This is a genomic window from Streptomyces sp. NPDC057280, from assembly GCF_042668605.1.
Lineage (GTDB): Bacteria > Actinomycetota > Actinomycetes > Streptomycetales > Streptomycetaceae > Streptomyces.
Genome location: NZ_JBHUYR010000002.1, coordinates 180,519 through 200,223, shown reverse-complemented (window position 1 = coordinate 200,223; position 19,705 = coordinate 180,519). Strand labels below are relative to the sequence as shown.

Here is a 19,705-nt window from a genome sequence, read left to right as displayed (position 1 = left end):
TTGAGGGCGCCCGCCGGCTAACCGGTGGGCGCCCTCGTCGTCGTAGGGGCTACTTGCTCGCCTTCGCCAGGCCCAGCGCGTACTCCGCCCACCATTGCCCGGCCTTCGGGCCGCCCTTGCACTCGCCGTCCGACTCCCCCGGCCGCTTGACCCACACGTACGCGTCGACGAGCGGGTCCGCCGTCTTCGTCGTCGGGGTCTCGCCGAGGGCGCGGCCGGGCGGGTTGCACCAGCGTTCGTCGGCCTTGCCCTCGGTGTACGGGCCGTTGCCGTTGCGGCTGGTGTCGATGACGAAGGGCTTGCCGCCGACCTTCTGCGACAGCTGCTTGCCGTACGCGATGGAGTCCTGGGTGGAGTAGAAGTTGGAGACGTTGACCGAGAAACCGTCGGCGCGCTCCACGCCCGCCCACTTCAGCGGCTCGAAGATCTGGTCCGGGTGGCCCCAGCCCGCGTTGCCCGCGTCCAGGTAGACCTTGGTGTTCTTCAGGGACTTGAGCTTGTCGATGGCGCCGCCCAGCAGGTCGTAGCGCTCCTCGTGGAACTCGCCCGGGGTGCAGCCGTCGACCAGGTGCAGGACCGCGTCCGGCTCCAGGATCACCGTCGCCGGGCGGTCGCCGATGCCCGCGGCCACGCCGTCGATCCAGGAGCGGTAGGCGTTGCCGTCGGCGGCGCCGCCTTGCGAGTACTGGCCGCAGTCGCGGTGCGGGATGTTGTAGAGGACCAGCAGGGCCGTGCGGTCCGCCTTCGCGGCGGCCTCCGTGAAGCCGCGGGCCTCCTGCTCGGGGTTCTCCGGGCCGATCCACTCGCCGGTCGGCTGCTCGGCGATCTTGCGGATCTGTTCGGCGTCGGCCTTCTTGCCCGCCTTCTCGTACTCGGCGACCTGCTGGGCCGCGTTGCCGTCCGGGTTGACCCAGAACGGGTCGGTTCCCTTGGGCTGTTGAGTGATCCGGGCGCCGGAGCTGTCCTCCGGATCGTCCTTGTCCCCGGACGAGGAGCATCCCGCGATCAGCAGCGCCGCCCCCAGCGCCATCGCGGACGTCCTCGCACCGGCCCCCCTCTTGCCGTACATCCAGCTCCCCCTCGGGTGCACTCGTCCAAGTCTCAATCCTGACATAGGTGGCGTGGGGCACACGAGATCGCCCGAGCCTTGTCGGGGAGCTGTTACAGCGCCCATCGTCGAGGTGGGCGCGCTCTGACCCGAGGGCGGGCCGGCAGGGAAGGAAGGGCACGGTCATGCACCACACCCCCCGGGAACTCCGGCTGGCGGCGGCACTCGTGGAGGCGGCCGACACCCTCGCGGACGGCTTCGACGCCGGGGAGCATCTGCGCCGCGTCTCCGACCACTGCGTGGAGCTGCTGGCCGCCCGGGCCGCCGGGATCATGCTGGTCGGCACCGGGCAGGCGGTGTCGTTCGCCGCGAGCAGCCGCCGCGAGGAGGTGGCGCTGGACCTGCTCCAGGCGCAGCACGCCGGCGGGCCCTGCCTGGACAGCTACGAGTCCGGCGAGCCGGTGCCGCCCGTCTCCATCCGGGTGGCCCACGCGGCCGCCCGCTGGCCCGAGTTCACCGAGCGGGCGCTGCGCCACGACATCGTCGCGACCTTCGCGGTCCCCTTACGCCGGCACGGGACGCTCCTCGGCGCGCTCAACGTGTTCGTGCCGACGCTGCCCGACCGGACCGGTTCGCCCGGCCCGGAGGCCGAGGAGGGGACGCCCGGCTGCGCGGCCGAGGTGCTGGTCGCCCAGGCCCTCGCCGACGCCGCCGCCGTCGGGCTGCGCAACCACCGGGAGTACACGCAGTACCGCACCCTGTCCGCGCAGTTGCAGGAGGCGCTCTCCAGCCGGGTCCGGATCGAGCAGGCCAAGGGCATGCTCGCGGAGCGGTGGGGGGTGCGGGCCGACGACGCGTTCGTGGCGCTGCGCCAGTACGCGCGACGGCACCGGCTGCCCCTGGACCGGGTGGCGAGCGCCGTCATCGAACGGGCCGTCGACGACGCGGCGTTGCGCGAGGCGGGCGGCCCGCCGCCCGGCGGACCTTCGTAGCACCCGGCACGACCTGCGCGGATGACAGAGCGCCGCCGTCGTATGACCTGGCGTCAGTCACCCTCTAGGCCCGGGCGCTCATCCGTTCTAGAGTCTTCCCCACAAGGCCCCAGCCCCCGGCCTGTCGTCCACTCACCCCAGGCTGATCAAGCCTCCCGCGTCGGACGCCGGGTTACTCCCGCAGCCCGTGCGCGCGCGGTCGAGGACCAGCCCGGTCGGCGGCTTCGGGGGAGCGGGCCGTCGACCGGGCCAGGTGCCCGCCTCCTACAGACCGGTGCCCGTGAGGTACGCCGACACGATCACGTTCGCCGTGTAGCTGCGGCTCGCCCGGTCGAAGGTGCCGCCGCAGGTGACCAGGCGGAGCTCGGCCCGCCCCGACTGCCGTGGCCCGTAAGCCTGTTGGGCGTCGAAGTGGTCGCGGGCGACGACCTGTACGTCGTCGACAGTGAACTCCGCGACCTTGCCGTCGTCCCGGATCACCCGGACCGTCTCACCGGGCTTGACGCTGCTGAGCTTGTAGAAGACGGCGGGCCGGGTCTCGGTGTCCACGTGTCCCACCATCAGCGCGGTCCCGGCCGCCCCGGGCCGGGTGCCGGCCGCGTACCAGCCGACGACGCCCGCCTGGTCGTACGGCGGCGGGTCGACCGCCCCGTTCCGGTCGAGCCCGCGGGCGACCACGGGGGCCTGCACGCCGAGGCCGGGGATGTCGATGCGCTGCGGGCTGGCGGCGCCGAGCGGGGGCACGGCGGGCGGCAGCTCGACGCCGGGCGGGCGGCCGACCGCGGCCACGTCGCCGGTGGTGGGCGCGGATATCCCGTTCCGTACGTCGGTGACCTCGCGCCCCCACAGCCACAGCCCGAGGAGCAGCACCGCCCAGGCCACACCGGTCAGCAGCCGGCCGCCGGTGCGGGTGCCGTGCTCGGCGGAGTCGTGGTGCTCGGACATGACCGGTCAGTCGCTCCCGCGGCTCCGCCGGGACCTGCGCAGCACCACCGCCCCCGCCGCGACCCCGGCCAGCACCAGCCCGGTCACGGCGTGCGCGGTGCCGGGTCCGGCGGCGGAGGCGAGATGCTGCGCGGTACCGCCGCCGCCCGCGGGGACGGGGGCGACCGGGGACGCGTACGGCGCGGGCTGCGTGGGTGCTTCCGAGGACAGCCCGGGTGCCTCCACGACGGTGAGGGCGCCCGAGCGGGAGACGTCCCCGCAGCTGATCTTCACGTCGTAGCTGCCGGCCTTGAGCTCGGTGCGGACCCGGGTCTCGCCGACGAGGGTGCCGTCGGCGCCGGCGAGCCGTACCTCGGCGACGAACGCCGCCGAGACCGCCGTACCGGTTCTGCTGCTCGCGCAGCCGCTCACCCGCAGGGAGACGTCGGTGCCGGGGGCGGGGGACGACGGGGTGACCGCGACACCGCCCCCGTCCGCCGCGTGGGCCGCCGGGGTGAGGAAGACGGCGCCGAGCAGTCCGGCACAGAGAGTGAGGCGTAGTGAGCCCATCGTGAACCTCCAGATATCTGGAGACTCCCCCCGTCGCGGCGGCCCCGCATCCTCAAGGGGGCCGCCGTTGCTCCGTACGGGGTGGATCCGGTGCGGCCGGCGTTTCAGACGCGGTCGACGAGGTCCGCGATCGAGTCCACGACCTTCGACGGCCGGTACGGGAAGTCCTCCACCTGCTCCGGCCGGGTCAGGCCGGTCAGCACGAGGAACGTCTGCATCCCGGCCTCCATGCCGGCCAGCACGTCGGTGTCCATGCGGTCGCCGATCATCGCGCTGGTCTCGGAGTGGGCCCCGATCGCGTTGAGACCGGTGCGCATCATCAGGGGGTTGGGCTTGCCCGCGAAGTAGGGCTGCTTGCCGGTGGCCTTGGTGATGAGGGCGGCCACGGCCCCGGTCGCCGGGAGCGGGCCCTCGGTGGAGGGGCCGGTCTCGTCGGGGTTGGTGCAGATGAAGCGGGCGCCGGCGTTAATGAGCCGTACCGCCTTGGTCATGGCCTCGAAGGAGTACGTCCGGGTCTCGCCGAGGACGACGTAGTCGGGCTCGTGGTCGGTGAGGATGTACCCGATGTCGTGCAGCGCGGTGGTCAGGCCGGCCTCGCCGATGACGTACGCCGAGCCGCCCGGCCGCTGGTCGTCCAGGAACTGGGCGGTGGCCAGGGCCGAGGTCCAGATGGACTCGATCGGCACGTCCAGGCCCATGCGGCGCAGGCGCGCGTGCAGGTCGCGCGGGGTGTAGATGGAGTTGTTGGTGAGCACCAGGAAGGGCTTGCCGGACTCGCGCAGCTTCTTCAGGAAGGCGTCGGCGCCGGGGATCGGCACGCCCTCGTGGATGAGCACGCCGTCCATGTCGGTGAGCCAAGAATCGATGGGCTTGCGGTCAGGCATGTGCTTCGAACTCCAGGCGATGGTGCGGGGACGGGCTGGAAGCGCCGGAACCACGGCGTACCGACGCCCCTCAGCCTAATCAGGAAGTCGTGATCCTGACCCCGCCGATCACCCGGTACCTCCGCGGTCAGCGGCGGCGTCGGGCCAGGAGGAGCGCGGCTCCGACGACGAGGAGCGCCGCGGTGGCGGCGGCGAGGGCGGGGCCCGCGGGGCCGAAGCCGGTGCGGGCGAGTTCCTCGACGGACGGAAGGCCGTCGTCGCCGGCCGCCGGCCGGTCCTGCGGATCGGTACCGGTACCGGTACCGGTGTCGCCGCCGGTGTCGCCGCCCGTGTCGTCGTCGGCGATCGCGAACCGGTAGTCGTTGGACTGGCCGACCCAGTCACCGTCGTCGTCATGGCGCTGGACGACGGCCGCGTTGACGGTCACCTCGTTCGGTACGGCGTCCGAGGTGAGGGCGAGACGGACCTTGACGGTGACGGTCCTGCCGGGGCCCACGGTGAGGCCGGCGCCGCCGAACGCGCCGACGAGTTCGTCCTCGTCGGTGGTCTCGAGGCGGACGGGGCGGGGGCGGTCGCCCTCGTAGAACTCCAGGCGGGGCTGCGAGGCCTTGAGGGCGCGTTCCTTGTCGACGAGGACGACGACCGGGTGGATGTCCGCGCAGGTGCGGGTGGTGGTGTTGGTGAGGTCCAGCTTCCAGGTGCCGTAGCCGCCGCCGGGTGCGTAGCTGGCGGGGCCGCCGTGGATGCGGGTGGTGAGGGGGAAGGCGCGGGTGTCGTCGGGGCTGTCGCAGACGGGGGCGGCGTGAGCGGGGGCGGGGGGTGCGAGGAGGAGGGCGGCTGTCGCGGCGAGGGGGAGGGCGAGGGACGAGAACAGTCGCATGAACACATGACCATGACGGGTGGGGGTGGTCTACGAGGGGTGCCGCACCGCACGGGAGAGGAATCCCGCCCGATCGGCGGGCGCCGGACCGGCCGGAGCAAGCCGCCCGCCCACCCCGGACAACGCGCGACCGAACCCCGCGAAGTCACCCCTCCGCCCTCCCGAACAGCGGCGCCAGCAGCAGCTGAGCGGCGCCCTCCGCCACCCCGCGCACCCCGCCGGGAGCGATCCGCACCGGCACCGCCGCCTCGCCCCGGGCCCGCTCCCGCAGCACCGCCCGCACCCCGCCGGCGAACTCCTCCGGCGCCGAGGCGACCGTACGTCCGCCCAGCAGGACCAGATCGATGTCCAGCAGCCCGACGAGGTTCGCGGCCCCGACCCCCAGCACCCGCGCCGCCTCCGCCACGTCCCCGCGCCGCACCGCGCCCAGGCACAGCGCCTCGATGCAGCCCCGGTTGCCGCACCCGCACACCGGCCCGTCCAGCTGGACCACCTGATGGCCGAACTCACCCGCGCCGGTCCTGGCCCCCCGGTGCACGGCCCCGCCGATCACCAGCCCGGCGCCGAGCCCGGTTCCGAGGTGCAGATAGGCGAAGGAGGTGCCTTCGTCCGCGACGGCCAGCCCCAGCGCGGCGGCGTTGGTGTCCTTGTCCACGACGACCGGCAGCCCGAGCCGCGCCGCGAGCGCGTCCCGCAGCGGGAATCCGTCCCACTCGGGAAACCCCGTGACCCGGTGCAGCACCCCCCGCCCGTGGTCGAGCGGCCCCGGCAGCGCCACCCCCACCCCGAGCACCGACGCCACCGCCCCGGCCAGCCCCTCCGCCGCCCGGGCCACCCCCGCCACGACCGCCTCCGCCCCCGCGCCCAGGTCCATCGGCAGGCAACGCTCCCCCACCACGGTCCCGTCCAGATCGACCAGGACCGCCCGCAGTTCGTCCCGGTCCAGATGGACGCCGATCGCGTGCCCGGCCTCGGGCACCAGCCGCAGGACCGTGCGCGGCTTGCCCCCGGTGGACGCACGGCGCCCCGCCTCCGCCGCGAGCCCCTCCTCCCGCAGCCGCCCGGTGATCTTGCTGACGGCCTGCGGGGTCAGCCCGGTGCGCTCGGCGAGCTCCAGCCGGCTGATGCCGTCGCCACCGGCGGTGCGCAGCAGGTCCAGCACCAGTGCGGTGTTGTGGCTGCGCAGAGCCGGGAGGTTGGCGCCGGCGTTCGTCCTGTTCACGCCCCCCATTGTCGCCTGTGCTTGCACTTTGGCAACAGCGTTGCGAAAGTGGGGGTCATGACTGGTACGACTCCTGGCATCTCCGGCGCCCCGGGCGCCGCAGGCACTCCCGGCACCCCTCTGCGCGTGGGCCTCATCGGATACGGCCTCGCCGGTTCCGTCTTCCACGCCCCGCTGATCGCGGCCACCGAGGGCCTCGCCCTCGACACGGTGGTCACCTCGAACCCCGAGCGCCAGGAGCAGGCCCGCGCCGAGTTCCCGGACGTACGCGTCGCCGCGACCCCCGACGAGTTGTTCGACCGCGCCGACGAGCTCGACCTGATCGTCATCGCGTCCCCCAACAAGACGCACGTCGCGCTCGCCACCACCGCCCTGAAGGCCGGTCTCCCGGTCGTCGTCGACAAGCCCGTCGCCGGCACGGCGGCCGAGGCGCGCGAACTGGCGGCCCTGGCCGAGGAGCGGGGCCTGCTCCTCTCCGTCTTCCAGAACCGCCGTTGGGACAACGACTTCCTGACGCTCCGCAAGCTCCTCGCCGAGGGCGCGCTGGGCGACGTATGGCGCTTCGAGTCGCGCTTCGAGCGGTGGCGGCCGCAGCCGAAGGGCGGCTGGCGGGAGTCCGGCGACCCGACAGAGATCGGAGGTCTGCTCTACGACCTCGGCAGCCATGTCGTCGACCAGGCGCTCGTCCTCTTCGGCCCCGTGACATCCGTGTACGCCGAGGCGGACATCCGGCGGGCCGGCGCCTCCGTGGACGACGACACGTTCCTCGCCCTCACCCACGCGAACGGCGTCCGCTCCCACCTCTACGTCTCCGCGACCACCGCCCAACTCGGCCCGCGTTTCCGGGTACTGGGCTCCGAGGCGGGGTACGTGAAGTACGGCCTCGACCCCCAGGAGGCGGCCCTGCGGGACGGCAGGCGGCCGGGCACCGACCAGGACTGGGGGCTCGAACCCGAGTCGCTGTGGGGCCGGGTCGGCGCCGGGGAATCCCCGGTGACCGGCGGCGGACGCGTCGAACCGACCCTCGCCGGTGACTACCCCGCTTACTATGCGGCCGTGGCGAAAGCCCTGCTGGAGGGCGGTCCCAACCCGGTGACCGCATCCGAGGCGGCCGCCGCCCTCGACGTACTGGAGGCGGCCCGCCGTTCGGCCCACGACGGAGTGGTGGTGAAGCTGTGACGCACAACACCGAGCTGACCCCGAAGTTCCATCCGGAACTGACCCCGCCGATCGAGGAGTTGGAGGCCCAGGAACGCCGCCTGGTCTTCCGCCGGTTCACCCATGACGACGCCTGGGCGCTGGGCTCCCTGCTGGTGGAGCTGGCCCGCGAGCGCCAGGCCCCGGTCGCGATCGACATCCACCGCGCCGGCCAGCAGCTCTTCCACGCCGCCCTGCCGGGCTCCGCCCCGGACAACGACGCCTGGATCCACCGCAAGCGCCGGGTGGTCGAACGCTACAACTCCGCGTCCTACCTGGTCGGCGCCCGCTTCCGCGCCAAGGGCACGACGTTCGAGGAGAGCTCCCGCCTGGACCCGGACGAGTACGCGGCCCACGGGGGTTCGTTCCCGATCACGGTGGAGGGCGTGGGTGTCGTCGGCGCGGTGACGGTGAGCGGCCTGCCGCAGCTCCAGGACCACAAGTTCGTGGTGGAGGCGCTGGAGGAGTTCCTGAGCAAGGACCAGTAGCTGCCGCTAGGGGCGCGGGGAACTGCGCGACCAGCCACATCCGGCTTGCAGTCGCCGTCCACCCGCGCCCCGCCCCCCTTAGGCGTCTTTCAGTTCCTGCCGCTGCCGCCCAAGCCCCCCGATCTCCAGCTCCACCACATCCCCCGCCCTCAAGAACGGCTTGGGATCAGGCGCCCCCAACGCAACACCCGCAGGCGTGCCCGTGTTGATGACGTCCCCGGGGTACAAGGTCATGAACTGGCTGACGTACCGCACCACTTCCGCCACCGGGAAGATCTGCTCGGCCGTCGTACCGTCCTGCTTCAGCTCCCCGTTGACCCACAGCTTCAGCGACAGGTTCTGCGGGTCGGGCACCTCGTCCGCCGTCACCAGCCACGGCCCCAGCGGGTTGAACGTCTCGCAGTTCTTGCCCTTGTCCCACGTGCCGCCGCGCTCGAGCTGGAACTCCCGCTCGGACACGTCGTGTGAGATCGCGTACCCGGCGACATGCCCCAGCGCCGCCTCCGCCGACTCGACGTAACGGGCCGTACGCCCGATGACGACCGCCAGCTCGACCTCCCAGTCGGTCTGCACCGACCCGCGAGGGACGAGCACCGTGTCGTTCGGGCCGACGACGGTGTCGGCGGCCTTGAAGAAGATCACCGGCTCGGCGGGCGGCTGGGCGCCGGTCTCGCGGGCGTGGTCGTGGTAGTTCAGGCCGATGCAGACGATCTTGCCGATGCGGGCGAGCGGCGGTCCGATCCGCAGCCCGGTCGGGTCCAGCGCGGGCAGCGTGCCCGCCTCGGCCGCGGCCCGGATCCGGCCCAGCGCGTCGGCGTCGGCGAGCAGCGCTCCGTCGACGTCGGGGACGACACCGGAGAGGTCCCGCAGGACACCCTCGCCGTCGAGCAGCGCGGGCGTCTCCGCTCCCGCCGTACCGACTCGCAGCAGCTTCATGATCACAGTCTCCCTCGATCGCGATGCGCCCTCCGACGGGTGCAGCCATCGGATGACTGGTCGATCCTCCAAGGTCGGCGTCCAGTCCGCAATACCCGGTTCACGGACTGGACCGGCTCGCCCCTCGACGGTCAGCAATACAGGAAGGCCCGCTCCACCGCGCTCCAGGTCGTGCTGGTCACGACGTAGAGCGCGGCGGCCAGCGGCACCACCGCCACGGTGAAGAGCGTGAAGAAGGACATGAACGGCATGACCTTGGTCATCGCGCCCATGCCCGGCACGGTCTGACCGTCGGCCACCGGCATCACCATCGTGCGCTTGGCGCGCCGGTAGTTGAACGCCGCGACGACCGCGACGAGTGCGAAGAGGGCCGCGTACACCAGCCCCGCGCCCCCGAGCAGCCCGCCGTCGCCGAGCGCGTCGGCCCAGCGGCCGCCGAGGGGCGCGGCGAGGAGTTCATGGGTCAGCAGCGGGTTCGTGGTGTTGGAGAACAGGTGGTAGAGGAGGAAGAAGGCGGGCAGCTGGAGCAGGCTCGGCAGGCAGCCGGACAGCGGGGACACCTTTTCCTCGGCGTGCAGTTCCAGCACCGCCTTCTGGAGTTTCTCGGGGTTCTTTGCGTGCTTCTTCCGCAGTTCGGCGATCTTCGGCTGGAGTGCGGTGCGGGCCTTCTGGCCGCGGGCCGCCGCCCGGGACAGGGGGTGGACGAGGAGTCGTACGACCGCGGTGAACAGGACGATCGCGCCGGCCGCGGCGGATGCGCCGAGCAGCGGGTGGAGGAGGTCGGCGAGCTGCTCGACCAGGGTGGCGAAGACGGACATGGGTGAGCCCTCCGGGGGTCTCGTCGGTGCCGGAACGTTCCGGGGATGGCCGGGAACGGCATGACGACCCGCGCGAGGGCAGGCGGAGAGAGGTGCGCGGCCCTACACGGCGGTCGCCGGGAGGGCGTGTCCGGGGGCTCGGGGCCGGGTGCGGCCCCGGGCGTCGGGGTCGCGTTGGGGCAGGAAGGCCGTACGGCGGGCGCGGTCCCTGATGGCCGTACGGACCCGGGTGGGCGGCACGGCGGGAACGCAGCGCGCGGCGGCGAGGGTGCAGAGCGCGAGGGCGGAGCCGGCCGCGGCGGTCGCGGCGAGCGCGACCGTGGCGGAGAGGCTGCCGGTGTCGAGGACGGCGAGCTGGAGGAGCAGGAGGAGGAGCGCGACGGCGGGTGCGGGCCGTGGACTGCCGTTCACCGATGCCCCTCCCTGTCTGTGCGCGCTGTGCGTGTGCCGCCCTCGGTCATACCTGACCGGTCTCGAGCGGCTGCAGAAGCCTCCTCGGCTTGAGCAGCGCACGGCTGACCGGATCCGCCGGGTCCGGATCGAGTCCGGGTCCCGGCTCCATCACAACGTCCTCGACCGGTACGAGGGTTCCGCAGGCGGGACATTCGCCGTACGGCCCGAGTTCGGTGCCGCAGTCCGCGTGCCGGAACCAGCGCAGCCGGGCCTCGTCGTAGTGCTCGCGGCCCCAGCGGCCCAGCGAGCGGATGGTGGGCCACAGTCCGATGCCGCGGTCGGTGATGACGTACTCGTCGCGTGGCGGCGACTCCTGGTAGCGGCGCTTCTCCAGGATTCCCTCCTCGGTGAGGGTCTGGAGGCGGGCGGCCAGGACGGCGCGCGGGATGCCGAGGTGGACGAGGAAGTCGTTGTAGCGCCGCACCCCGTAGAGCGCGTCGCGGACGATGAGCAGTGTCCAGCGCTCGCCGACGATCTCCAGCGCGCGGGCGATCGAGCATTCCTGCGTCGCGTAGTCCTTGCCCAGTGCCATGACACCCACCTTAGCCAGTTTGCGACATGTCAGTTCAATGACCGAACCGACTCTGTTAGGGTACTCGACATGGCTAGGTTCAATGAACGAACCGTAACCGGTTCCCCCGTGACAACCGCTCCCGCCGCCCCGGTGACCGTCCCCCACCCCGGCCGCACCCTCGCCCTGACCAGCGCCGCCACCGCCGTCGCCCTGATGACGTACACCGCGCCGATGGTCACGCTCCCCGAGACCGCCGCCGACCTGCACACCCCGCTCTCCGCCCAGGCCTGGCTCCTCAACGGCACCCCGCTCGGCCTCGCCGCCCTCCTCCTGGTGGCCGGCAGCCTCGCCGACGACCACGGCCGCCGCCGGATCTTCACCGCCGGCACCCTCGCCCTGGGCCTGACCACGCTCCTCGGCGCGTTCGCGTCGACGACCTGGCAGTTCACGCTCGCCCGGATCGCCCAGGGCGCGGCCAGCGCGGGACTGCTCGCCAGCAGCCTGGGCCTGCTCGTGCACGCCTTCCCGACCCCGCACGGCCGCCTGCGCGCGACCGGCGTGTGGGGCGCCTTCGTGAGCGGCGGCATAGCCGTCGGCCCCCTGGTCGCGGGGGCGCTGCCCGACTGGCGGGTGGCGTACGGCGTGCTGGGCGCCGCGGCGCTGCTCCTGGCCGCCCTGGGCAGTCGCGGTCTCACCGAGTCCAAGGCCCCGCGCCCCGGCCGCCCCGACGTGCTCGGCGCCCTCACCTTCGGGCTGGCCCTCGTCGCCCTGATCGCGGCCCTCACCCTGGGCCGGGACGGCTGGCTACGGGCCCCGGTGGGTCTGTTGCTGCTGGCGTCGGTCGCGCTGGTGGCCGCCTTCGCCCTGGTGGAACGCCGTACGGCAACCCCGATGATCGACCTCGGCCTGCTGCGCCGCCCCGCCTTCCTGGCCTCCTCCGCGGGCGGCCTGTTCACCGGCCTCGCGGTGATCGGCCTCTTCAGCTTCCTGCCGGCGCTGCTCCAGCAGACCCTCGGCATGTCCGCGATGAACACGGCCTGGCTGTTCCTGCTCTGGTCCGGTCTCTCCTTCGCGGTGGCCCTCCAGGCCCGCCGCCTCGCCGGCCGCGTCCCGCCCCGGCTCCAGCTCGCCCTCGGCTTCACCCTGCACGCGGCCGGTGTCCTGACCATGCTCGGCGCCCTCTCCGCGCACTCCTGGACCCGCCTCCTGCCCGGCCTGCTCCTCGGCGGCATCGGCAGCGGCCTCCTCAACGCCGCGCTCCCGCTGGTCGCGGTGGAGTCGGTGCCGGCGGCCCGGGCCGCCATGGGGTCGGGCGCGCAGCAGACGTTCCGCTACGTCGGCTCGTGCGCCGGCGTCGCGCTGACGATCGCGGTGTCGACGTCGACGGGCGGCGGCCTGGCGCAGGGCGCGGACATCGCGATGGTGGTGTCGGCGGGGCTGGCGGTCGTGGCGGCGGTGTTGCTGGGGGTGTTGCGGGAGCGGGCGTAGGGAGCGGGGCGAAGGTCAGCGGGGGCGCACGGAGGTCAGCTTGGCCCACACCACCAGCCGGTACCGGGAGGTGTACTCCGGGGTGCAGGTGGTGAGGGTGAGGTAGTAGCCGGGCTCGGAGTAGCCGTACGCCGTACGGACCGTGGAGCGCGGGACGCGGTTCAGGACACCCGAGTCGCGGGCCGAGGTCCGGTCGAGGGTCTGGTCCACGGCATACGTGTAGACCGCGGTCCGGGTCTCCACCTGGACGGTGTCCTGCGCGGCCAGCCGATTGAGGTGGCGGAACGGCTCCCCGTGCGTGTTCCGGTGCCCCGCGAGCGCGAAGTTCCCGGCCTGGCCAGGCTGTTGGGTGCCGGGGTAGTGGCCGACGTACCCCTTGTCGAGCACCGCCTGCTTGCCGACGCCCTCGGCGACGGGGACACGAAGGTGGAGACGGGGGATGGTGAGGATGGCATAGGCCTGGGACCAACTGGGCCGAGCGGGGCGGGTGATGGGCTGCCGACGGGCGGCCGGGGCCTCCGGCGCGTGCGAGCTCGCGGACTCGGGCACGGCACCGGGAGCGTCGGCCGGCCCCCCGGTCCCCCACTCCCGCTCCAGCGCCTCCACCTTCCGCTCGGCGCCGCGCCGGGCCTCCCGGTTGGTCCACCACAGCTGGTGCACGACGAGGAGCAGCAGTACCACGCCTACGGTGACGAGCAGTTCACCCCCCGCCCACACCACCCGCCGCCGTCGGGCACGCCGACGCCGGGTGTCGTGCCGTACGACGGCAATGCGCGACTGCCCTACGACGGGAATGCGCATGCGCCCACCTGCGCGAGACTGCCGTACGACGGGAATGCGCATGCGCCCACCTGCCCGCTCGCCCGTCCGGGGGCCCACCTGACCTGCACCGGGCCCGCACGATAAGCGCTGCTTCGCCAAGTCACCAGCCCCATAAGCTCTTCGGCCATGAGCAATCTCTGGTTCCTGGCCGCGATCCCGTTCCTCGGCGGCCTCGCCCTCATGGCCCGCCAAGCCGAAGTCGCCATCACCGAAACCGTGCTGCGCCGCCTCGGCCGCCGTACCGAGGGTGTGGTGACGGGCCACCTGACCTCCCGGTCGGGGGCGGACCCGTATCGCCACCCGACGGTCCGCTGGACGGACGAGAAGGGCACGGAGCACGAGCACGCCGTCGCGGCCGGCTCCCGCCGCTTCGCCGAGGGCAATGTCGTCGGCGTCATCCACAACCCCGGCGCCCCCGACACCGTGGCCCTGGACACGTCGGAGCGCTACAAGACGGCCGTGTTCGGGCTGTGGCTGGGCGTGCTGCTGTGGGCGGGCGCGCTGACGGCGGTGCTGATACGGATCGCGACGCTGCTGCCGGAGTACCGGTACGGCTATTAGCCCTACTACCTCCACCCCTTCTCATAACCATTGGAAAAATAGAAAGCCGGAGTGAGAGAAAGCGCTGTCTCACCTCTCGACAACCCCACGCGTCACCCCTGATGCTTCGTGATGGCGCGCGGGGGGCGAGAGGTGCGAGCCACTACGTCTTAGGCGGGCTCCTGCTCAGGGGCGGAAGTCCGGCCCCACGGAGAGGCGGAGAGAAGACAGCCATGATCCGACGCAGAACGCTGCTGACAGCCGCAGGAGGCACCCTCCTCGGCAGCGCCCTGGCGACCGGCACCGCACGGGCCGACGCCACTATCACCGTCAACCCTGGTACCTCGTACGGCACTTGGGAAGGCTGGGGCACCTCGCTGGCCTGGTGGGCCAATGTCTTCGGCGCCCGGGACGACTTCGCCGACCTCTTCTTCACCACCAAGTCCACGACCTACAACGGCACTTCACTCCCCGGCCTCGGCCTGAACATCGCCCGCTACAACCTGGGCGCGTGCAGCGGGAACACGGTCAGCGGGTCGTCGATGGTCGCCTCCCCCAACATCCCCGCGTTCAAGCAGATCGAGGGCTACTGGCAGGACTGGAACAACGAGGACCCCACGTCCTCCGCCTGGGACTGGACCGCGGACGCCACCCAGCGCGCCATGCTGACGAAGGCGGTGGCCCGCGGCGCGACCACCGAGCTCTTCGCCAACTCCCCCATGTGGTGGATGTGTCTGAACCACAACCCCTCGGGCGCCTCGGACGGCGGCAACAACCTCCAGTCCTGGAACTACCGCCAGCACGCGTCCCACCTCGCCTCGGTCGCCCTCCGCGCCAAGAACAACTGGGGCGTGAACTTCGCGACCGTGGACCCCTTCAACGAGCCCTCGTCGTCCTGGTGGACGGCGACCGGCACGCAGGAGGGCTGCCACATGGACGCGACGGTCCAGGCGGCCGTACTGCCTTATCTCAGAAGCGAGTTGAACAGCCGCGGCCTGTCGGGCGTGAAGATCTCCGCCTCCGACGAGACCAGCTACGACCTCGCCCGCACCACCTGGAACTCCTTCAGCTCCACGACGAAGGGCTACGTCGACCAGGTCAACGTCCACGGCTACCAGGGCTCGGGCGGCCGACGCGACCTGCTCTACACGGACGTGGTGACGACCGCCGGCAAGAAACTCTGGAACTCGGAGACCGGCGACAGCGACGGCACCGGCTACACCATGGCCTTCAACCTCCTCTACGACTTCCGCTGGCTGCACCCGACGGCCTGGGTCTACTGGCAGGTCATGGACCCGACGGCCGGCTGGGGCGTGATCAAGTACGACGCGAGCACCCTGACGGCCGGCGCGATCGAGACGAAGTACTACGTGCTGGCCCAGTTCAGCCGCCACATCCGCCCGGGGATGAGGATCCTCGACACGGGCGTCAGCTACGCGACGGCGGCCTACGACGCCACCGCCAAGCGCCTGGTCATCGTCGCCCTCAACACCTCCACCTCCGCCCAGACCCTGACCTTCGACCTCTCCCGCTTCACCACGGTGACGGGCGGCTCGGGCGGCCTGGTGCCCCGCTGGAACACGGTGACGACGGGCGGCGACAAGTACGTGTCGTACTCCAACACCGTCGTGAGCGGAAAGACGGTGGCCGTGCCCTTCGCGGCGAAGGCGGTGCAGACGATCCAGATCGACGGGGTGACGATCTAGCCCGCGTGTGGGGTGGGCCGGGGTTCCGGGGCGGGCCCTGGCCTGAGATCTCTCCCTTGTCACCGCTCGGCAGTACGGTGTCCCTCATGCGCCCCGACACGCCTGCCGAGAACGTCGACCACACCGCCGAAGCGGCACGCCTGGAGCGGACCGCCGGCCTGTATCCCGAGGACGCCGAGCCCCTGCTCCTGCAGGCCGCCGCCCACCTGGAACTGTCCGGCGACCGCCCCGCGGCGACCACCCTCTACGACCGCCTGCTGTCCTCGTCCGCTCCGCTGGAGAGCCCGCATCTGGTACGCGCCCTCAAGGCGTCGAACCTCTGGGAGTACGGCCACGAGGCGGAGGCGAGGGCGATCATCGACGGCGTCCGCGCGGAGACACCCCGGGACCCGGCACCGTGGGTGATCGTGGCGGAGGCCCTGGAAGCCCACGACGAGCTGGAGCAGGCCCAGGAGACGTTCACGGAGGGAGCCCGCCTCCTCCTGACGGACGTGGCGGAACCCCCGTACTCCACACACCCCCTCCTCTTCGGCCGCCACCGGGTCCGCAGGATGCTGGGCGCCGCACACGACGACTGGGACATGCTGGCGGACACCCTCCACACCTCCCCCGTGCCCTTGGACGAGCTGCACGACCCCAAGCGCGTGTGGTCCCTCGGCTCGGACAACCCGGCGGAACTCGCAGCGGAGATCTCCCGCCTCCGCGCTGAGCTCGGCACCTACCGCGAGGCCCTCTCCCGCCCCTTCCCCGTGGCGGTCCTGCACTGGCCGAAGGACGAACTGACGGAACTGCTGACCGCGTACGCGCCCCTGGCGGAGGAGTACCCCTCCCACGAGGAGCACCTCGCGACGATAGAGGCCTCCCTGCGCGAACTGGCGGCCTCCGGCACCCCGAACCTGGGCATCGTCACCGGCACGGTCCCGTCCTACGAGGCCTTCGCGGCATCGGAGGGATCCTCCCCGGCGGACAGCGCGCTGCTCCCGCAGTACGCGACGACGCTCGCGGCCCGGGGCCGGGCGGTGGCATGGCCGCCGCAGCGGGGGGCGGAGTGCTGGTGCGGCTCGGGGCAGGCGTACGGGGAGTGCCACGGGGCGGGGGCGGCGTAGCGGGCGCCTGACCGGCGCAGCCGGAAACACCCCAGCTGACGGCCGCCCACCACCGCCAGGGCGGCCGTCACTCGCACGCACGTCAGAGACTGGCGAGCAAACCCTCCAACGGAGCCGGCACCCGCTCCCCATCGAGCGCCTCGACGAGAACCCGCCCGTACCGGATCTTGCGCCCCTTCTTCGTCCCGAGAAATCGCCGGAACTGCTGCTCCGGAGCACGCCCTTGCTGAGCAGGCTGCCGCAGAAAGATCTCCAGGGCCCGCAGCTCCCCCTCCTCCTCCACCAGCTCCCCCACGCGCGCCACCCCCAGCGCACGAATGAGCTCGTCCTCAAGATCCGCCACACAGACGAAGATCCCCTGCTCCCCCGCCCCGCCCCGCTGAAATCCCCGCACGTAGTAGGGCCGCTCCCGCTCATCACACAGCCCCACCAGCCGAACCCCCAGCCCAGAGGGCCCAAGCAGTCCGGCATACCGCCCCACATTCATGGCCCCACCCATGGACAACACGCACACCCCCTCCCCCTCCAGATCCCGCCCCCGCCGCTCGGCGAGGGCATTGACGGCGGCGACGTCACTCAGCCCCTCAACGAGCACGACGACCCGAACGGGCAACAGCCCAGCAAGCTCAGCCGCAGGCCCCTCATCGCCGCCGCCCCCCACCCACGCAGCGACGGCATCCCGAAACGCCCCCATGTCAGTCATAAGACGAGTCTCATCCCGCCCCACCCCCAGAGCGAGCCGATTTTCCCCAACACCAACCCGCCGAGCCCCACCCGGCACGCGCCCCCACCCCACCAAGGCGCCCACCCACAACGCACTAGCCGCCAAACCCACCCGGCGTGCAGGCGAGGCGCGTCCGCGCCCGGCAACGCGGGCCGACCGGAAACCGACCGTGGTCGCCAACCGACCTCGGCCACCCGCCTTCCCGGGCCGCCCGCTCGCTTCTCCCCCGTGCCGGAGCGGCCCGGGTCAAGGGTGGCCCGCAGGGCCATCGCCGCAGGCGACGCGAAGCGCCCTTGAGGCGGGGCGTGGAAGCACGACACTGGCGAGGAAGCGGGCGGCCCCAACGGCAACTGCGCAGCAAGCGCAATCTGCCACACTGCTGGCGCCGCGAGGTGGGTGGCGGCTTGGGACGGATTTACCGGGAGCATCACGGCTAGAGCAACTGCACTGGTCCACCGCGGGGCGGCCCATCTTCAGCCTCAAGGTCCTACCATGCGGGACGTAGATGACCGAGGTAACGCCCGCGTGCCGGGAAGTGCGAGACTCATGGTGCAGAGTCGCTGTGGAAAGATCACCAACTCTCGCACGAACAACCACCCGGAAGGAAAGCCATGTCCTCCAGCGGCGATGACCGACCGCAGTTCGCCGAGCCACTGACCTCAATCGAGATCTGTGCGGGGGCGGGCGGCCAAGCCGTTGGGCTGCACAATGCCGGGTTCAACCATCGGGCTCTGGTGGAATGGGATCCGCACGCCGTCAACACATTGCGCGCCAATGTCGGCAACTGGCCTGGCTGGACTCCCGAGAAGGCCAAGAAGATCACCCCAATGGATGTGCGTGAATTTCTGGGGTCTGATTTGGAAAAGAATCTCTCCCTTAAGGAGGGGGAACTGGATCTCCTGGCTGGAGGGGTCCCCTGCCCTCCCTTCTCACTGGCAGGGAAGCGCCTCGGCGAGGATGACGAACGCGATCTCTTCCCGGCCGCATTGGAGATCATCAAAAGATTGCAGCCAAGAGCCGTGATGATCGAGAATGTGCGCGGCATCCTCGAGCCCCCAGAATTCTTTATCGAGTATCGTGCTCGAATCTTGAATTCGCTACAAAAGTTTGGCTACGTAGTCCCCGATATCGACACTAGCCAGTCACCCAAAATGCAGAGCGTCGCCATGCGGTCTGTATGGAGAAGACTGGACGCTAAGGACTTCGGCGTACCCCAACTGCGTCCACGCGCAATCCTTGTAGCTATTCATGAAAAAGCGTTGGAGGACAGCGCGTTCCCATTCGAGTGGCCTGCCTTCCTAACCGGCGATGAGGCAAGTGTTTTCTCTCGCCTACGCGAAACTATGCGGGAGCGCTGCGAGGACTACTGGGACCGGAACAAGCACGGCCGCCGTGCGAGAGGTAAGGAACGCACCGGCAAAGATGTTTTCGAGGACTGGTGTGAAGCAGCGGAGAAGGCCGTTGCAGCAGGCCGTGGGGTAGCCCCCACGCTGGTTGGCGGGTCCAAGAAGCATGGCGGAGCCGACCTGGGACCGACTCGCGCCAAGCGCGCGTGGGCAGCCATGAACGTGGATGCCATGGGGGTGGCGAACGACCGCGCCGATTGCGACCCAGAGCGCGACCTCTTCCGGCCCGCCGGTCCCATGCTCACCGTCGAGCAGGCGGCGATCATTCAAGGATTCCCTCGCGACTGGAAATTCCAAGGCGGTAAGACCGCGCGCTACCGTCAGGTCGGAAATGCTTTTCCGCCGCCGGTCGCGGAGGCTGTGGGGCGAGCCATCGCTGCGGTTCTTCGTCCCGAACACCGAACTGAGCTCCTGGCCAAATACACCATGGAATCCGATGCCAAGGGCGATGCGGAGGCGACCGCAGAACAGATGGAGATCCCCGTGTCAGCGCGCCCTGCGCTCTAGTACCACGTCAGCGATCCGGCTAGCGCAGACGTCTGATGGCTCGTGCTCCCAGAAGCGGAGCACGAGCCATCCTTCATCCGCGAGGCGCTGATCCGTGTCGCGGTCCCTGGCTACATTGCGGAGAACCTTTTCCGACCAGTAGCCGGAGTTCGTCTTCGGCGGCACATAATGTTCCGGACATCCGTGCCAGTAGCATCCGTCCACGAACACCGCGACCTTCGCTGGTCGGAACACCATGTCAGCTGTCCGGCGCAGGTTTGGTACGGGGCGGGCAGCAACGCGATAGCGAAGCCCCTTGGCGTGCACCAGACGTCGGATCAGCTTTTCAGGCTTCGTGTCACGGCTCCGGATAGCCTGCATGTTCCGGCGTCTCGCAGCAGACGATGCCCACGACCCTTCCGGCGCTACCCACTCGGATTCCTCTGTCACATTTCCAAAGGGTAGTGGGCCGCCCGCCCCTGCGGGCAAGAGGCCTTGGCT

21 protein-coding genes are annotated in these 19,705 nt (G+C 71.3%); 8 read left to right on the top strand and 13 right to left on the bottom strand.

All coding sequences use genetic code 11. The annotated features are described in order from the left end of the window. Positions 1–49 precede the first annotated feature (49 nt). Entirely contained in the window at positions 50–1,069 is a 1,020-nt protein-coding gene (locus tag ACFUO4_RS11575) for a glycoside hydrolase family 6 protein (protein WP_079312935.1), read from the bottom strand. Positions 1,070–1,233: 164 nt separating this feature from the next. Here ACFUO4_RS11575 and ACFUO4_RS11570 point away from each other — a divergent pair, with 164 nt between their 5' ends. Beyond that, positions 1,234–2,040: a GAF and ANTAR domain-containing protein gene (locus ACFUO4_RS11570; protein WP_383482798.1), complete on the top strand. Its 807-nt coding sequence runs from the start codon at positions 1,234–1,236 to the stop codon at positions 2,038–2,040. Between the two features lie 264 nt (positions 2,041–2,304). Here the strand turns inward: ACFUO4_RS11570 and ACFUO4_RS11565 are convergent, their stop codons facing one another. From ACFUO4_RS11565 to ACFUO4_RS11545, 5 genes are all read right to left on the bottom strand, one after another. Continuing rightward, the gene (locus ACFUO4_RS11565; protein WP_079312931.1) at positions 2,305–2,985 is read right to left on the bottom strand and encodes a class F sortase; all 681 of its coding nucleotides are present in this window, start codon (positions 2,983–2,985) and stop codon (positions 2,305–2,307) included. A gap of 6 nt (positions 2,986–2,991) precedes the next feature. Next, on the bottom strand, positions 2,992–3,534 hold the full coding sequence (locus ACFUO4_RS11560; protein WP_383482794.1) for a hypothetical protein: 543 nt from the start codon (positions 3,532–3,534) through the stop codon (positions 2,992–2,994). A 104-nt stretch (positions 3,535–3,638) separates the two neighbouring features. Beyond that, positions 3,639–4,418, bottom strand: a complete 780-nt coding sequence (locus tag ACFUO4_RS11555; protein ID WP_059192018.1) for an HAD-IIA family hydrolase — start codon at positions 4,416–4,418, stop codon at positions 3,639–3,641. A 127-nt stretch (positions 4,419–4,545) separates the two neighbouring features. Then, a complete protein-coding gene (locus ACFUO4_RS11550; RefSeq protein ID WP_383482790.1) occupies positions 4,546–5,298 on the bottom strand; it encodes a hypothetical protein in 753 nt (250 codons plus the stop codon). A 145-nt stretch (positions 5,299–5,443) separates the two neighbouring features. Then, positions 5,444–6,529, bottom strand: a complete 1,086-nt coding sequence (locus ACFUO4_RS11545; protein WP_383482787.1) for an ROK family protein — start codon at positions 6,527–6,529, stop codon at positions 5,444–5,446. Positions 6,530–6,577: 48 nt separating this feature from the next. Between ACFUO4_RS11545 and ACFUO4_RS11540 the strand changes: the two genes are divergently transcribed. Beyond that, a complete protein-coding gene (locus ACFUO4_RS11540; RefSeq protein ID WP_383482784.1) occupies positions 6,578–7,699 on the top strand; it encodes a Gfo/Idh/MocA family oxidoreductase in 1,122 nt (373 codons plus the stop codon). Beyond that, entirely contained in the window at positions 7,696–8,205 is a 510-nt protein-coding gene (locus ACFUO4_RS11535; RefSeq protein WP_079313103.1) for a heme-degrading domain-containing protein, read from the top strand. Before ACFUO4_RS11540 ends, ACFUO4_RS11535 begins: the two co-directional genes overlap by 4 nt. A gap of 78 nt (positions 8,206–8,283) precedes the next feature. Here ACFUO4_RS11535 and ACFUO4_RS11530 read toward each other — a convergent pair whose 3' ends face one another. From ACFUO4_RS11530 to ACFUO4_RS11515, 4 genes are all read right to left on the bottom strand, one after another. After that, the gene (locus ACFUO4_RS11530) at positions 8,284–9,141 is read right to left on the bottom strand and encodes a fumarylacetoacetate hydrolase family protein (RefSeq protein WP_079313107.1); all 858 of its coding nucleotides are present in this window, start codon (positions 9,139–9,141) and stop codon (positions 8,284–8,286) included. Between the two features lie 131 nt (positions 9,142–9,272). After that, positions 9,273–9,959, bottom strand: coding sequence for a YidC/Oxa1 family membrane protein insertase (locus ACFUO4_RS11525; RefSeq protein ID WP_383482780.1), 687 nt, complete (start codon positions 9,957–9,959; stop codon positions 9,273–9,275). Between the two features lie 102 nt (positions 9,960–10,061). Continuing rightward, positions 10,062–10,370, bottom strand: a complete 309-nt coding sequence (locus ACFUO4_RS11520; protein WP_383482777.1) for a DUF6412 domain-containing protein — start codon at positions 10,368–10,370, stop codon at positions 10,062–10,064. A gap of 46 nt (positions 10,371–10,416) precedes the next feature. Further along, positions 10,417–10,944 (bottom strand): helix-turn-helix domain-containing protein, encoded by a 528-nt coding sequence (locus ACFUO4_RS11515; RefSeq protein ID WP_079310495.1) that lies wholly within the window; start codon positions 10,942–10,944, stop codon positions 10,417–10,419. Between the two features lie 69 nt (positions 10,945–11,013). Between ACFUO4_RS11515 and ACFUO4_RS11510 the strand changes: the two genes are divergently transcribed. Then, entirely contained in the window at positions 11,014–12,414 is a 1,401-nt protein-coding gene (locus tag ACFUO4_RS11510) for an MFS transporter (protein WP_383482774.1), read from the top strand. 15 nt (positions 12,415–12,429) lie between these two features. Here the strand turns inward: ACFUO4_RS11510 and ACFUO4_RS11505 are convergent, their stop codons facing one another. Next, positions 12,430–13,215: a class E sortase gene (locus ACFUO4_RS11505; RefSeq protein ID WP_383482771.1), complete on the bottom strand. Its 786-nt coding sequence runs from the start codon at positions 13,213–13,215 to the stop codon at positions 12,430–12,432. Between the two features lie 147 nt (positions 13,216–13,362). Between ACFUO4_RS11505 and ACFUO4_RS11500 the strand changes: the two genes are divergently transcribed. From ACFUO4_RS11500 to ACFUO4_RS11490, 3 genes are all read left to right on the top strand, one after another. Continuing rightward, positions 13,363–13,797: a DUF3592 domain-containing protein gene (locus tag ACFUO4_RS11500; protein WP_383482768.1), complete on the top strand. Its 435-nt coding sequence runs from the start codon at positions 13,363–13,365 to the stop codon at positions 13,795–13,797. Between the two features lie 212 nt (positions 13,798–14,009). Then, positions 14,010–15,482 carry a beta-1,6-galactanase gene (locus ACFUO4_RS11495; protein WP_383482765.1) on the top strand — a complete coding sequence of 491 codons (1,473 nt, stop codon included), beginning with the start codon at positions 14,010–14,012 and terminating at the stop codon, positions 15,480–15,482. Between the two features lie 86 nt (positions 15,483–15,568). Beyond that, on the top strand, positions 15,569–16,588 hold the full coding sequence (locus tag ACFUO4_RS11490; protein WP_383482762.1) for an SEC-C domain-containing protein: 1,020 nt from the start codon (positions 15,569–15,571) through the stop codon (positions 16,586–16,588). A gap of 82 nt (positions 16,589–16,670) precedes the next feature. Here the strand turns inward: ACFUO4_RS11490 and ACFUO4_RS11485 are convergent, their stop codons facing one another. Beyond that, positions 16,671–17,291, bottom strand: coding sequence for a TOPRIM nucleotidyl transferase/hydrolase domain-containing protein (locus ACFUO4_RS11485; RefSeq protein WP_383482759.1), 621 nt, complete (start codon positions 17,289–17,291; stop codon positions 16,671–16,673). Positions 17,292–17,923: 632 nt separating this feature from the next. On the opposite strand from ACFUO4_RS11485, the gene ACFUO4_RS11480 reads away from it, so the two are divergent. After that, on the top strand, positions 17,924–19,225 hold the full coding sequence (locus tag ACFUO4_RS11480; protein ID WP_383482756.1) for a DNA cytosine methyltransferase: 1,302 nt from the start codon (positions 17,924–17,926) through the stop codon (positions 19,223–19,225). Here ACFUO4_RS11480 and ACFUO4_RS11475 read toward each other — a convergent pair. Further along, positions 19,205–19,654, bottom strand: a complete 450-nt coding sequence (locus tag ACFUO4_RS11475) for a very short patch repair endonuclease (protein ID WP_383482754.1) — start codon at positions 19,652–19,654, stop codon at positions 19,205–19,207. The genes ACFUO4_RS11480 and ACFUO4_RS11475 overlap by 21 nt on opposite strands. Positions 19,655–19,705 lie beyond the last annotated feature (51 nt).